Raw genomic sequence first — 14824 nt, forward strand, 5'->3', positions numbered from 1 at the left:
TGCCGAGCAGGCGCTCGGCGGCGATGTCCTGTACGGCGCAGGTAAACGTCACCGTGTAGCAGAACGGGTGACTAAGCCCCTCTTCGCCTTTGAAGGTCAGGACGTCGAGTTCGGCTTCAAGGCCGGTGACGTCCAGTTTGTGCCGGCTGTGATCAAAGAAGGGCTGCGCCATTGTTTGGAACTCCACTGCGGTGAAGTTCCGAACCTTGGCGCACAATTTCTGAGGGGGCCACCCTTCCGGGGGAATATAGACGCTTCCTACATTTGGCCGGAATTTATCCTACAAAAAGCGTGCATAGCAGGCTAAGCGCAAACCAATCACCTCTTACGAGCGCTACACCAGAGCCGGGCGATATCGCTGGCCCTCGCTTGCAGCAACGTCGCGGCATTCGCGCAGGCTTGCTCCAGGCTCATCGGCCCGCTAACCAGGGCAAAGGCAGCATCGATACCCTGGGCATACAGCTGCTGATACCCCTCACCCAAGGTCCCCGCCAACACCACCACCGGCACCCCATGACGCTTGGCAACCCGTGCCACACCCATGGGTGTCTTGCCGCGCAGGGTCTGGGCATCGAAGCGCCCTTCGCCGGTAATCACCAGGTCCGCGCCTTGCACCAGTGCATCGAGCCCGGCCAGTTCGGCCACCACCTCGACCCCAGGGCGGAACTTGGCGCCCATGAACGCCTTGGCCGCAAAGCCCATGCCGCCCGCCGCACCGCAGCCGGGGAACTCGCGCACATCCTCGCCCAACAGCTGCGCGCAGTGATCGGCGAAATGGCTCAGCGCTTGGTCCAGCGCCTGCACCTGCTCGGGGTTCGCGCCCTTTTGCGGGCCGAAGATCGCCGAGGCGCCGTTGGGTCCGCACAGCGGGTTGTCGACGTCGGCCGCCACTTCGATCTGCACCTCGGCCAGCCGTGGGTCGAGGTCGCTGGCATCGATGCGCGCCAGGCGGTCCAGGGCCAGGCCGCCCTCTTCCAGGGGTTGGTCGTCGGCATCCAGCAAGCGCAGGCCCAGGGCGCGCAGCATGCCGCTGCCGCCATCGTTGGTGGCGCTGCCGCCAATGGCCAGGACGATGCGCTGGGCGCCGGCAGCCAGGGCGGCCGCCATCAGCTCACCGGTGCCCCAGGTGCTGCTGCGGCAGGCATCGCGCTGCCCGCTGGGCACCAGCTGGATGCCACTGGCCTGGGCCATCTCGATGATCGCCGTGCGGCTCTCGGCCAACCAACCCCAGCCGGCCTCCACGTTCCGCCCCAGCGGCCCGCGCACGGTCTGGCGACGCAATTGGCCGTGGCTGGCCGCGACAATGGCCTCCATGGTGCCTTCACCGCCATCGGCCATCGGGCACTCGACCAGCTCAGCCTCCGGCAAGGCCTCGGCCAGGCCTGCGGCGATGGCGCGGGCGACGCCGGCGGCGTCGAGGCTGTCCTTGAACGAGTCGGGGGCGATGACGATTTTCATGGGGCTTCTCCTGAGCAGATAGCGGCATGCTGACAGCTACCGGATGGGACGGCCTCGGTCGGATGCACAAAAGGCCCAGCCGGTTGTTTGGGCAAATGCCATTGAGCGCCGCTCAATCCGCCGGCAACAACTGCAGGCCCAGGTACAGGCTCAACATCCCTTCCAGGCGCAGCGGGTCGACTTCGCTGAGCTCATTGATGCGTTCCAGGCGGTAGCGCAGGCTGTTGCGGTGGATGCCCAGGGCATCGGCGCAGGCCTGGCTCTGGCCATCGTGCGCGCACCAGGCGCGCAAGGTGGCGAGCAATTGCCCGCTGGCGTCCTTGGCGCGGATGCGCTGCAGCGGTTCCAGCAGCTCATCCAGCGCATCTTCGTTGCGATGACGCCACAGTAGCGCCGGCAGGCGATAGCGGGCCAGGCTCAGCAGCTGTTGATCGGGCAGCACTTCGCGCCCGTAGGCCAGCAGGTCGCGCACGCGTCGATAGCCTCGGCGCAGCTGCTCCAGGCTTTGCGCCGGGTTACCCAAGGCCAGGCGCTGGACCTCCCAGCCGCTGCGCAGCAGGCGCTCGACCAGCCGTTCTTCGTCCAGCACCGGGCCGGCCGGGCGGCACCACAGCAGCGAATCCCGCGCGGGGCTGACGCACCAGCTGTCGGGGTAGCGGTTCATCAACCAGGCCGCCAAGGTTTCGCTGGGTGGCCCGGCACGCAGTTCGAACAGGCATGGCACGCGGGGCAGCTGTGGCTTGAGCCCCAGTTGCTGGGCCTCGTCCAGCAGGCGCGGCGAATCACCCGTGCCGCCCAGCAGCAGGGCGAGCAGGTCATCACAGCGCTGGCGGCGCCATTGTTGCTCCACCTGCAGGTGGCGCTGGGCAAGGAGCATCTCGGCGGTCATGCGTACCAGTTCGCCATAGGTGCGCAGTTGCTGCGGCTCCCCGGTCAGGCCGAGCACGCCGATCAGCCGACCATCGAGCATCAACGGCAGGTTGACCCCAGGCTGCACACCCTTGAGGCATTTGGCCGCATCGGCATCGAGCTCGACGATGCGGCCATTGGCCAGAACCAGCTGGGCGCCTTCGTGGCGGGTGTTGATGCGCTCCGGCTCGCCACTGCCCAGGATCAGCCCCTGGCTGTCCATGACATTGACGTTGCACGGCAAGATGGCCATCGCCCGATTGACGATATCCTGCGCCAGGTCATGGTCCAGTTCGAACATTGAGCGATCCTATGGCGTGTTAGGTTTTGTTCTGAGGCACAGCGGCCCGCACCATACGCTGTGCAAAAGCACAAAGACAGGCGCGTCGCACTCCCCGAGACTCGTCAGGGTGAGCGCCGGCACAGGCGACGCGGCGACAACCATAACAACAGAGATCACGATCATGGCACACAGCCCTGCCCCTGACCAAGGCACCCAGAGCACCCGCAATGCGCTGTACCGGCGCATCACGTTGCGCTTGATTCCGTTCATTTTCATCTGCTACCTGTTCAACTACCTGGACCGTGTCAACGTCGGCTTCGCCAAGCTGCAGATGCTCGATGCACTGAAGTTCAGCGAAACCGTCTATGGGCTTGGCGCCGGCATCTTCTTCATCGGCTATGTGCTCTGCGGCCTGCCCAGCAACCTGGCGCTCAACCGCTTCGGCCCACGGCGCTGGATTGCGGCGATGATGATCGTCTGGGGCAGCTTGTCCACCTGCCTGCTGTTCGTCACCACACCCACCGAGTTCTATGCCCTGCGCCTGCTGACCGGTGCCGCCGAGGCCGGGTTCTTCCCGGGCGTGGTGCTGTACCTCTCGCGCTGGTTCCCGGCTGACCGCCGTGGCCGCATCATGGCCCTGTTCATGTCGGCGATCCCGGTCTCGGGCCTGCTGGGTGGGCCATTCTCCGGCTGGATCCTCGAACACTTCGCTGCCGGGCAACACGGCCTGGCCGGCTGGCAGTGGATGTTCCTGATCCAGGGCGTACCGACCGTGGTACTGGGCTTCCTGGCCATCGGCCTGCTCAGCGACGGCTACCAGAAAGCCGCCTGGCTGAGCCCGGCCGAACGCCAGCTGATTGCCGCCGACCTTGCGGCCGACGCTGCGAGCAAGCCCAGCACCACCGGCGACAGCGTACTGGCCGTGCTGACCAACCCGCTGATCTGGACATTCGGCTTCGTCTACTTCTGTATCCAGAGCGGCGTCTACGCGATCAACTTCTGGCTGCCGTCGATCATCAAGAACATGGGCTTCGACAACCCGCTGCTGATCGGCTGGCTGAGCGCTATTCCGTACCTGCTGGCCGGGGTGTTCATGATTCTCTGCGGCCGCTCGGCGGACCTGCGCAACGAGCGCCGCTGGCACCTCGTGGTGCCGATGCTGATGGGCGCGCTGGGCCTGCTGATTGCGGTGAACTTCGCGGGTAACCCGACGATCGCCATCCTTGGCCTGTCGATCGCCACCATGGGCGCCCTCACCGGCCTGCCGATGTTCTGGCCGATGCCGACCGCGCTGCTCAGTGCCAGCGCGGCGGTGGCGGGTTTGGCGATCATCAACTCGGTGGGGCAGATGGCTGGGTTCCTCAGCCCGTACCTGGTGGGGTTCATCAAGGACCAGACCGGTTCGACCGATGCGGCGCTGTATTCGCTGGCAGCGTTGATCGTGCTGGGGAGCCTGGTGGCCCTGCGGGTTACCCGGGCAGGTGCGTTGAAGGCTGTTCGGGCTAGTTGAGGTAAAAAGGGGCCGCTTTGCGGCCCAATCGCCGGCAAGCCGGCTCCCACAGGGACACCACAGGGCTTGAAAGCGGTGGTTTACCTGTGGGAGCCGGCTTGCCGGCGATAAGCGCCCCGCCGATCGTCAGATCAACGCATCCCTTCCAAAGCCCAGGCGTCAAATGGTTCCAAAGCCCCCTTTGGAGAACCCCCATGACCCAGCATGCCGTGGCCCGCCTCGAACAGCTCGATCCCAAGCGCCCTCTGCGGGTCCAGGCTGGCAACGAAGAACTGATCCTCATTCGCCAGGGCGACCAGGTGCATGCCTACCAGGCCAACTGCCCCCATGCCGGTGCCCCGCTGGAAGAAGGCGTGGTCTGCAACGGCCTGTTGGTGTGCCCTTGGCACAAGGCGGCCTTTGCCGTCGACGAAGGGGCCGTGTGCGAACCGCCAGCGCTGATCGACCTGCGCCGCTACAAGGCGTGGGTGAAGGATGGCCAGGTCTGGGTCGATGATCAGCCGCTGGCACGCGCCGACGCCCCCCGCCACAGTGATGCCCGCTGCTTCGTCGTGATCGGTGCCGGTGCCGCGGGCTCGGCGGCGGTTGCCACGCTGTTGGCCAACGGCTTTGCCGGCAAGCTGATCTGGCTCGATCAGGAGCGCCAACCCGCCTACGACCGCACTGCACTGAGCAAATTCGTGATCGCAGGGCAAATGCCCGCAGACGAAGTGCCGGCCCTGCTGGAGGCTGATCAGTTGCGCCAGGGCCAGCTGGAGCGGCGTGTCGGCAAGGTGCGCACGCTGGATGCGAGCAAACGCCAGATCACCCTGGCCGACGGCCAGCGCATCGACTACGACGCCGCGTTGCTGGCCACCGGTGGCAAACCGCAACGCCCCGACCTCCCCGGTGCCGACCTGGCAGGCGTGATGACGCTGCGCTCGCGTGAGGATGCCGCGCGCCTGCTCGATGCGACCGAGCCGGGCCAACCGGTGGTGATCGTCGGCGACGGTTTCATTGGCCTGGAGGCCGCTTCCGCCCTGCGCAAGTATGGCGCCCTAGTGCATGTGGTCAGCCGCCATCAGGTGCCGCTGGAGAAACAGCTGGGCGAACGTATCGGCCGTTGCATCCGCGAGGTGCACGAACGCAAGGGCGTGGTGTTCCATGGCCCTACCGAGGTGGTGCGTTTCAGCGGTGAGGGGCAGGTAGACGCCGTGCTGCTGGCCAATGGCGAAACGCTCCCTACGGCACTGGTGCTGCTGGGCACCGGGGTCAGACCCGCCACTGCCTTCGTCCAGGGTGTGCCGCTGCACGTCGATGGCGCGTTGCAGGTGGATGCCGAACTGCGTGCTGCCGACGGCTTGTGGGCCGCCGGTGATATCGCGCGTTTTCCCTTGGCCGGCCACCCGATGCGCATCGAGCACTGGCGCCTGGCGCAACAACACGGGGTGATCGCCGCGGCCAACATGCTCGGGCAACAGCGCCGCTATGCCGACGTGCCTTTTTTCTGGACCTACCAGCACGGGCGGACCTATGAAGTGCTGGGGCATGCGCAGCACTGGGACGACATCGTGTTCGTCGGGGCGCCGGAGCAAGGCGACTTCATTGCCTTGCAGTGCGTGGGCGAGCAGGTGGAGGCGGTAATTGCCAAGGGCTACTCGGATGCAATGGCGCTGTTGTCGCAACGGATGAAGCGGCCGCTGAGCCGGCAGCAGGCCCTCGAACTGATCGGTTGAAACCGCTGTTCTACCCACAAGCGCCGCCCTTTCAAAGGACGGTGCTTGTGTGTAAAACAGACGTTTCCACCTCAGTGCACAGGATGTTCCAGCATGATCTATCGCCCCCTCGGCCACAGCGGCCTGCAAGTCTCCGCGCTCACCCTTGGCAGCATGATGTTCGGCGAACAGACCAGCACCGAGGATTCGTTGCGCATCATCGACAAGGCCTGGGACCAGGGCATCAACTTCATCGACACCGCGGATGTGTACAACGCTGGCCGTTCCGAGGAAATCGTCGGTGAGGCGGTGGCACGCCATCGCCAGGACTGGATCGTCGCGTCCAAGGTCGGCATGGGGCCGACCGATGGCCTGCCCAACCGCAGCGGGCTGTCGCGCAAGCACATCTTCAATGGCATCGACGCCACGCTGACGCGCATGGACCTGGACTACCTGGATATCTATTACCTGCACCGTGAAGATCACAAAGTGCCGTTACAAGAAACGGTGCGGGCCATGGGTGACCTGCTGCAGCAGGGCAAGATCCGCTACTGGGGCGTGTCTAACTACCGCGGCTGGCGCATCGCCGAGATCTGCAACATTGCCGAACGCCTGGGTGTGGCCAAGCCGGTGGTAAGCCAACCTTTGTACAACATCGTCAACCGCCAGGCCGAACCCGAACAGCTCACCGCTGCCGCCTGCCATGGCCTGGGCGTGGTGCCGTTCAGCCCGCTGGCCCGTGGCGTGCTCAGCGGCAAGTATGCACCGGGCGTGGCGCCCGAAGCCGGCAGCCGCGCCGCGCGCCAGGACAAGCGCATCATGGAAGTGGAGTGGCGGCAGGAGTCGCTGGCCATTGCCCAGCAGATTCAGGCGCATGTGCAGGCCAAGGGCGTGGGGATGGTCGAGTTCGCGATTGCCTGGGTGCTCAACAGTCAACTGGTCAGCTCGGCGATCGTCGGGCCGCGCACGGAGGCGCAATGGGATACCTATGCTGGGGCGCTGGAGGTAAAGATCACGGCAGATGACGAGGCCTTCATCGATTCGCTGGTAACGCCGGGGCATGCGTCGACGCCTGGGTTCAATGATGTGGTGCATTTTGTCAGTGGGCGATTGGCTCGCAGCTGATTGGTTGACTGGGCTGGCCTCATCGCCGGCAAGCCGGCTCCCACAGGTGTTCACAGGTTCGAAGCAAAGGGTGATCCTGTGGGAGCCGGCTTGCCGGCGATGAGGCCAGCAAGCCCAACCGAGTCCTCAAGGCAGAAAGGGAGCTGAGAAGCTCCCTTTTTAGTGCCTGCCCGCCCTACTGCAGTTCAGCCAGCGCTTGCGCCGCATAGGCATGGGAACGCAGCCGCGCCAAGGGATCATGCATCCGGCAATCGATCATCAACTCGTCCGCGCCCGTCTGCTCGATCAAAGACTTCAGGCCCTCCCTCACCCGCAACGGCCCGCCGGCAATGGTGCAGGCCATGACCTGATCCAGCACTGCCCTTTCATGCCCCGGCAGGCGTTCGACGTAACCTTCCTGCGGTTTGGGCAGCAAACCGAAGCGCCCGACATGCAGGTCGAGCATCCACTTGCGATGGGAACTGGCTTGGTAGTCGGCCTCGGCATCGCTGCCTGCCGCGAACAGGTTCACGCCCACCATCACATAGGGCTTGGCCAATTGCGCCGATGGCTGGAAGTTCGCCCGGTAATGGGCGATGGCCTGCAACAGGTAGCGCGGCGCGAAGTGCGAGGCAAAGGCGTACGGCAGCCCCAGCTTCGCAGCAAGGTCGGCACCGAACAGGCTTGAGCCGAGGATCCATACCGGTACCGGGTGCGCCCCCGGTACACCCCGGACCTGGCGCTTGCCGTTGTCGGCCAGGTAGTCGCGCAACTCGGCGATGTCCTGGGCAAAATCACGCTCCGGGGCGGCGCCGCGCAAGGCACGCACGGTCGGCCCGGAGGTACCGGGCGCGCGCCCAAGGCCCAGGTCGATACGGCCAGGGTGCAGGGTGTCGAGGGTGCCGAACTGCTCGGCGACCACCAGCGGTGCATGGTTGGGCAGCATGATGCCGCCGGCACCGACACGGATTTGTTTAGTGGCGTTGGCGATCTCGTTGATCACAAGCGAGGTGGCGGCCGAACCGATGCCGGGCATGTCGTGGTGCTCGGCGATCCAGTAGCGGCGGTAGTCATGCTGCTCGACATGGCGCGCCAGTTGGCGGGATTCTTCGATCGCGTCGGCGAAGGTCTTGCCCTCGCCGATCATGACCAGATCCAGTACGGACAGGGCTGTCATGGGGTCTCCAGATGGATTATCAGTGGCGCCAGTTTCCGCGCTGGTTCGCCTGGGATAAACCCGGCTTCAGGCCCCACATACGGGCCGTGCAGTCCCCAATCAGTCTTCCCAGGGCACGCCTTGTTCCCAGGTCGCCACCAGCAGATCGATAAATCCGCGCACCCGCGGCGACAGGTGCCGCTTGCTGGGGTACACCACCCGGATCGGGTACGCAGGGGGCCGGTAGCTGTGCAGCACCTCCACCAGCGTGCCGGCCCGCAGGTCGCCGCCGGTGATGTAGGTAGGCAGATGAATCAGGCCGAAACCGGCTCTGGCACCGTCGAGCATCGCCTCGGAGCTGTCGATGTTCAGCCGCCCAGGCTCTTCGCACAGGTGCAGCCCTTCGGCGGTGTGGAAACGCCACGGCATCGACTTTTCGCCCGACAGGAAGGTGATCTTGTCATGCGCGTAGAGGTCCGCCGGCACCTGTGGCACACCGTGCTGGTGCAGGTAGTCGGGTGAGGCGCAGGTGACGAACTGCTGCCAGGCCACCGTGCGGGTCAGTAACTGCGAGTCTTCCTTGGGCGCGCCGATGCGCACCGCGACGTCAACGCCCTCTTCCACCAGGTCGACGAACCGGTCGGTGAAGCGAATGTCGGCACGTAGCGCCGGCCACTGCTTGAGGTAGTCATCGAGAATCGGCAGCACATGGCGTTGGCCGAACGACAGCGGCGCGGTCAGGCGCAAGGTTCCGGTGGGTTTGCCACGGCGCTGGGCCATGGTGCTTTCCACCTCGTCGAGGTCATCGAGAATCTGCCGCCAGCGCTCGTAGGCCACCAGGCCCTCGTCAGTCAGGCTGAGCTTGCGCGTGGTGCGATTGAGCAAGCGCACGGCCATGCGCGCTTCCAGGCGGGCGATGCTCTTGCCTACGGCCGAGCGGGTCAGCCCCAGGCTTGCCGCTGCGGCGGTGAAGCTGCCGGCCTTCACGGCGCTGACGAAGGCGGCGATGTCGCCGAAGCGGTTGGGTTCCATGACGGGCTCCTGCAGGTAATCAAGACCCGCTTAGATGGGTGCGAATCGGCGGCATTGCAAGGATTCACATCAGTACTTTGATCACCAGCAGATGCACAGGGTAGAACAGGTAGCCCCAGCGCCGCACGGCAGGCACATGCCAATGGTCGAGCCTCAGCAGCAGGCAACCGAAGGGGATGGCCAGTAGCGCAGCGGCCATCGTCAGCAAGGTGATCGGCGCCAGAAGGTGCCCGCGCAGCCAGCTGTTGGTCAGGTTCGCCGCCACCGCCAACAGGCAGGGCAACAACCAGGTCAAGCCACCCAGACGACGTGCCAGCAACCAGCCCGCCGGCAGAAGCACACCTGGCAGGCCATACATCAACTGCTGACTGCACAGCAGGCCCAGCAAAGCGGCAGCAAGCCCGCTCAGGCGAGCCCACAGCGCGGTATGCTGCACGCCCCAGGCGAACAGCAGGCCCAGCGCCAATGTCGGTATCACGCTGAACGTCTGTGTGCCTGCGTCCAGCCAGCGATAGGGCCCTTCGGACAGCATGGCGAAGACGAACATCCAGCCGAAATAACGTGCAGGGATGCCTTCGGTGCGCGCCACGTTGACGGCAATGGCCAGGCAGAACAGCGGGAAAGCCAGCCGTCCGACAATGAACAGGCCATCAGCGGCCGGCCACAGGAACCGCAGATGGTCGGCGACCATGGCCAGGATCGCCACCCACTTGACCAAGTCCAGACCCGCCGAGCGCATACGTCAGCGCCCGGGCTCGGCGGTCTGGCCCATGTAGCGGGTCGTCCAGGCCGCCAAGGGCAGCGGCGGTTGCTGATCGAGGATGCGCCGCCAGATCAAGGCCAGGTCGTGGCGGTCGAACATCGGGCCGACCCCCGCCCCCACCCAGCGGCTCGGCGTATCGGCAACCCAGTGTCCCTGGCTGTCGCGATGGGCCATGTTGAAACGGAAGGTGTAGTTGCCGGGGATGCCCATGCGCAAGTCGGTGACCACCAGCGTATTGCCAATCTGGTCGTAGCGCAGCCAGTCATCGGTGAACCAGCGCAGGCGCTGCAGCAAGGGTGCGCCCTTGATCTCGTCGGCGGCCGCCAGGTTCAACGGCAGACGCTGCATTTCCGGCGGCTCCCGGTCGAACCCGCTACTGACACCTTCGTAGTAATAGCCATCCGGAGTCTTGGCCAGCACCCGCCACACCAGGCTGTTGAAGGCTATCGGCACGGCACGCACCTCGCTTGCGACGACACCTTGTTGATCGAGGGCAGCCTGGAAGCGCTGTTCGGCGGCCATGCGCCCGACCAGACCAAAGCCTAGATAGGCGGTGCTGAATAGCAGCGCCAGGCTCATGAAACGCAGCGCCTTGCCGTTCACGCCCTTGATCGCGGTGTAGAGCACGGCCACCAGCAGCGGCACGGTGTAGAGCGGGTCGATGATGAACACCGCCGCCCAACTGAGCGGAGTGGACTGCAACGGCCAGAACAACTGGGTGCCGTAGACCGTGAAGGCATCCAGGATCGGGTGGGTCACCAGCACCAGCCAGAAGGCCAGGAACAGCCGTGGCAGCGTGTAGCCCTTGGCGGGCCAGCGCGTTCGGCCGAGCCAGTCGACCAGCACGGCCAGCAGCAAGGCAAGGCCCGTCAGGACGAAGATCGAGTGAGAGAACCCCCGGTGATAGGTCATCTGCGATACCGGGTCGGCGTAGCGGATGACCACATCGAGGTCCGGCACGGTGCCCAGGGCGGCGCCGTAGATCAGCGAGCGACGGCCCTGCAGGCGGCCGAGCACCGTGCCTTGGAGGGCGGCGCCTAGAACGGCTTGGGTGATGGAGTCCAAGGGATGGCTTCCTGAGGGGGCGATGTAGGAAACCTAACCCCGGGAGGTCGGATGGTGCAAATGCAGGTGTGTGACAACAGATAGCAAGTTCACCTGATGGCCCTATCGCCGGCAAGCCGGCTCCCACAGAAGTCGGTGGTGACCCAGTGGGAGCCGGCTTGCCGGCGATAGGGCCGGTAAGACCTCAGAACAACTGCCAGGTGTACACCAGCGTCAACCGGTTCTCATCGATATCCGTGCGGTAATTGGACCGCGCCATGGCATTACGCATACGAATCCCCAGCCCTTTGAGCACCCCGCTCTGCACCGCATAGCCGATATCCAGGTCGCGCTCTCGATCCTTGCCTTCATAACCCAACCCGGTATCGACGTTATTGCCGGTGATGTAGCGCACCGTCGCCGTCAGCCCCGGAATACCCATGGCTGCGAAGTTGTAGTCGTAGCGCACGTGATACGATCGCTCGTCGGTGTAGGCGAACTCATAGGTCGGCACCTCGTTGCCCAACGGCGAAATGTTGGCAAATACCCGCGGAAACGGGCTGTCGCCATAGATGCCCTGGTAGCCCACGTGGAAGCTGTGGCCACCGCGCTTGGCGGTCAGCAGGGAAAAGAACGCCTGGTTGTCGATGTTGCCCAGCAACGCATCACCGTCCTCCCGCGCCGTGAAGTAGCCGAGGTTGGCACTGAGTATCCAGTCCCCCACGGGCTTGCTGTGCTTGAAACCGAGAAAGCCCTGCTCGTAAATGTCCTCCAGCTGCCCGTACCACAGGCTGACACTGCTCTGGTTGGCATTGAACGCGTAGTCGCCCCCCAGGTAGTTGAAGCCATCGCTCTCGGCCTGGCGCTGTGGCACGTGGCCGAGCATGGCGTTCATCTTGCCATCACCGCCCTCATTGCGCAGGTGCGTCGTCCTGAGATGCCCGGCCTGCACCGTCATTCCCTCCAGCTCCGACGAGCTCAGGTTGACACCCTGATAGGTCGGTGGCAGCAGGCGGATATCGCTGAAGGTCAGCACAGGCAGGTTGGGCTGCAACTCGCCAATGCGCAGTTCGCTCTTCGACAGCCTGGCCTTGAAGGTCGGTGCCAGGCGGCTGTACTCGTCTGCGGCGCGGCCATCGCCGTGCACCGGCAGCAGGCCGGTGTTGACGCGGTCCGGGCTGCTGTCGAGCTTGATGCCAAGCAGGCCCAGCGCGTCCACGCCAACGCCGACGGGGCCTGGCGTGTAGCCGGACTTGAAGTCGAGGATGAAGCCCTGGGCCCACTCTTGGGCCTTGGACTGCTGATTGGCGCCGACAATGTCGGAGTAATCACGGCTGAAGTAGTAGTTGCGGGCGCTGAGGCTGGCCTTGGCATCCTCGAAAAAGCCGCTTTCGGCGGCCAAAAGCGGTTGGCTGAGCAGGGTCAGCCCGATGGCGACGCAGGGGGTTTGATTCATTCCGAAGCTCTCTTGATCTTGTTTTTATGGATAAAGCGTTGGGAATACGGCGGTCTCAGGGGGTACGGCGCAGGGCCTCCACGGTTTGTGGCCGGCGCACGCTGAGCAGCGCATGGGCCAGCAGGCCAAACAACAGCCCCCAGAACGCGGCCGACAGGCCCAGGAATGACACGCCCGAGGCGGTGACCAGGAAGGTGAACAACCCAGCATCGCGTTCGCTGGGCTCAGCCAGGCTACGCACCAGCGCCTCGCTGATGGCACCGTACAAGGCAAGGCCGGCCAGTGCGGCGATCAGCGCGGCAGGAAAAGCTGCGAACAGCGACATTAGCGTTGCCCCGGCGATGCCCAACAGCAGGTACAGCAGGCTGCCCGCGACGGCCGCGACATAGCGCCGGCGCGGGTTTTCATGGGCCTCAAAGCCGGTGCACAGGCTGGCTGTGACCGCGGCGAGATTCAGGCCATGGCAACCGAACGGGGCCAGCAACGCGCCGCCAACAGCACTTGCGCTGATCAACGGGCTGGCCGGCATGGCGTAGCCGGCACTGCGCAACACCGCCATGCCCGGCATGAACTGCCCGGTCAATGCCACCAGGACCATCGGCAACGCCAGGCTGAAGACCGCCGCCAGGCTGAACTGCGGGGTGATCCACTGGGGCGAGGCCAGCTCAAGGACCAGCGCCTCGCTTCGGAACGCGCCGCTGGCAAAGGTCACGACGGCGCCGACACCCAGCACGGCGGCCACCGCGTAGCGCGGCTGCAACCTGCGCATCAGTACGTAGGTGACGAACATGGCCAGCACCAGCTCCGGCTGCAGCGGCAGCGCACGGAACACTTCGCTGCCGAAACTGAACAGGATGCCGGCCTGCATGCCGGCGGCGATCGAACCGGGCAGGCGCGCGATGATCCGGTCGAAGGCCCCGCTGATGCCGATCAGCAGCAGGACCAGGTTGGCGATCAGGTACGCGCCCACCGCCTGCGCAAGGCCAAGCTGGGGCAAGGCGCTGACCAGCAGTGCGGAGCCTGGGATCGACCAGGCGATCACTACCGGTACGCGGTAGTGCAGGCTGAGCACGGCGCCCAGCACGGCGCTGCCCATGGACACGGCCCAGACCCAGGAAGACAACAGGCCGTGGGACAGGCCGGCGGCTTCGGCGGCGTGGAAGATGATGACCAGCGGGCCGGCATAGGAAATCATCGTCGCGATGCAGCCGGCGACGACGGCGGACAGGGAGCAGTCCTTGATCAGGGTTTTCATGGGACCTCGCGCGACAGTGGAGGATGGCAAGGGCTTTGCCCTTGATCGCCGGCAAGCCGGCTCCCACAGGTTCACCACCTTCCTCTGTGGGAGCCGGCTTGCCGGCGATAGGGCCCTCAGCCTTCCTGCAACGCCCGAGGACGCCCACTGCGCTGCTCATCGGCGCTTTCCTGGGCCTTCTGCAGCTGGAAGTCGAACTTCAACTCGGCATACCGTCCTTCGGCGCCCTCACGAAACACCACCTCCCCCACCAACCCATCCCGCGTGGCATAGGCAAAGTCATCCCACAGGTACTTGTCCCCCGACAGATTGATCTGGGTGGTCAGGTGCCGGTGCCCGGGCGCCGAGATGAAGAAATGCACATGCGCCGGGCGCTGGCCGTGGCGACCGAGCAGGTCGAGACATTCCTGGGTCGGCCCCTGCGGGTCGCAGCCATAGCCCGACGGCACGATGGAGCGCGCCCGGTAGCGACCCTCGGCATCGGTGACGATGCGCCGGCGCAGGTTGTACTCGGACTGGCTCTGGTCGAAGAACGAATAGGTGCCACGGGTGTTGGCATGCCACAGGTCGACGGTGGCACCGGCCAGCGGCTGGCCGGCGGGGTCGAGTACCTGGCCTTCGAGGAACATGACCGTGGCCACGCCCTCCTCGCTGCCATCGTCCATGCGTACTTCGCCCTCGGCCAGGGGCGCGCCGGCCACATACAGCGGGCCTTCGATGGTGCGCGGGGTGCCGCCGCCGAGGCCGGCTTCGGCATCCTTGGCATCCTGCAGCAGGTCGAGGAAGTGCTCGATGCCCAGGCCCGCCACCAGCAGCCCGGCCTCCCCGCGCCCGCCCAGGCGGTTGAGGTAGTCCACCGCATGCCAGAACTCGTCCTCGCTGACCTCCAGGTCTTCGATCAGACGCGCGGTATCCTGCAGCACGCGCTGGATGATGCGCTTGAGGCGCGGGTTGCCCTCGTCATTGCCAAAACCTGCGGCTTCTTCGAAAAATTTCTGTACATCGGCAGTGTGGGAAATCTTCACGGTCATGGTTGCGTACCTCTTGTTCTTGTGCGGATGAAAGTCAGCGGTCGTCGGCGTGGATCGACGAGGGGTGGCGGCACAGGCCGTCGACCTCGATGTCCATGTACGGGAACAGCGGCAGCTGCATCAGCGTGT

The 14824-nt window shown here is 65.2% G+C and carries 13 protein-coding genes; 3 read left to right on the forward strand and 10 right to left on the reverse strand.

All coding sequences use genetic code 11. The features are described 5' to 3' along the window. Positions 1-318 precede the first annotated feature (318 nt). Positions 319-1458: a glycerate kinase gene (locus tag ACIPZB_RS27040; protein ID WP_400643464.1), complete on the reverse strand. Its 1140-nt coding sequence runs from the start codon at positions 1456-1458 to the stop codon at positions 319-321. A 112-nt stretch (positions 1459-1570) separates the two neighbouring features. After that, positions 1571-2668, reverse strand: coding sequence for a sugar diacid recognition domain-containing protein (locus ACIPZB_RS27045; RefSeq protein WP_400643465.1), 1098 nt, complete (start codon positions 2666-2668; stop codon positions 1571-1573). A gap of 163 nt (positions 2669-2831) precedes the next feature. On the opposite strand from ACIPZB_RS27045, the gene ACIPZB_RS27050 reads away from it, so the two are divergent. The 3 genes from ACIPZB_RS27050 (at position 2832) to ACIPZB_RS27060 (ending at position 6979) form a co-directional block, all read left to right on the forward strand. After that, positions 2832-4160, forward strand: a complete 1329-nt coding sequence (locus tag ACIPZB_RS27050) for an MFS transporter (RefSeq protein ID WP_400643466.1) — start codon at positions 2832-2834, stop codon at positions 4158-4160. Positions 4161-4354: 194 nt separating this feature from the next. Then, positions 4355-5875: an FAD-dependent oxidoreductase gene (locus ACIPZB_RS27055; RefSeq protein ID WP_400643467.1), complete on the forward strand. Its 1521-nt coding sequence runs from the start codon at positions 4355-4357 to the stop codon at positions 5873-5875. A 93-nt stretch (positions 5876-5968) separates the two neighbouring features. Beyond that, positions 5969-6979, forward strand: a complete 1011-nt coding sequence (locus ACIPZB_RS27060) for an aldo/keto reductase (protein ID WP_400643468.1) — start codon at positions 5969-5971, stop codon at positions 6977-6979. Between the two features lie 175 nt (positions 6980-7154). Here the strand turns inward: ACIPZB_RS27060 and ACIPZB_RS27065 are convergent, their stop codons facing one another. From ACIPZB_RS27065 to ACIPZB_RS27100, 8 genes are all read right to left on the reverse strand, one after another. Next, the gene (locus ACIPZB_RS27065) at positions 7155-8135 is read right to left on the reverse strand and encodes an LLM class flavin-dependent oxidoreductase (RefSeq protein WP_400643469.1); all 981 of its coding nucleotides are present in this window, start codon (positions 8133-8135) and stop codon (positions 7155-7157) included. A 99-nt stretch (positions 8136-8234) separates the two neighbouring features. Further along, a complete protein-coding gene (locus tag ACIPZB_RS27070; protein WP_400643470.1) occupies positions 8235-9146 on the reverse strand; it encodes a LysR substrate-binding domain-containing protein in 912 nt (303 codons plus the stop codon). A 64-nt stretch (positions 9147-9210) separates the two neighbouring features. Next, positions 9211-9885, reverse strand: a complete 675-nt coding sequence (locus ACIPZB_RS27075; RefSeq protein ID WP_400643471.1) for a TraX family protein — start codon at positions 9883-9885, stop codon at positions 9211-9213. A gap of 3 nt (positions 9886-9888) precedes the next feature. Beyond that, positions 9889-10974, reverse strand: coding sequence for a metal-dependent hydrolase (locus tag ACIPZB_RS27080; RefSeq protein WP_400643472.1), 1086 nt, complete (start codon positions 10972-10974; stop codon positions 9889-9891). Between the two features lie 184 nt (positions 10975-11158). Then, positions 11159-12409, reverse strand: a complete 1251-nt coding sequence (locus ACIPZB_RS27085) for an OprD family porin (RefSeq protein ID WP_400643473.1) — start codon at positions 12407-12409, stop codon at positions 11159-11161. Positions 12410-12464: 55 nt separating this feature from the next. Continuing rightward, the gene (locus ACIPZB_RS27090; protein ID WP_400643474.1) at positions 12465-13664 is read right to left on the reverse strand and encodes a benzoate/H(+) symporter BenE family transporter; all 1200 of its coding nucleotides are present in this window, start codon (positions 13662-13664) and stop codon (positions 12465-12467) included. A gap of 116 nt (positions 13665-13780) precedes the next feature. Continuing rightward, positions 13781-14695: a catechol 1,2-dioxygenase gene (gene catA, locus ACIPZB_RS27095; RefSeq protein ID WP_400643475.1), complete on the reverse strand. Its 915-nt coding sequence runs from the start codon at positions 14693-14695 to the stop codon at positions 13781-13783. A gap of 34 nt (positions 14696-14729) precedes the next feature. Further along, positions 14730-14824 (reverse strand): muconolactone Delta-isomerase family protein (locus ACIPZB_RS27100; RefSeq protein ID WP_400642071.1); only part of this gene is annotated, 95 nt, incomplete at its 5' end.

The sequence above is a fragment of the Pseudomonas sp. NPDC089396 genome (genome assembly GCF_044749545.1).
Lineage (GTDB): Bacteria > Pseudomonadota > Gammaproteobacteria > Pseudomonadales > Pseudomonadaceae > Aquipseudomonas.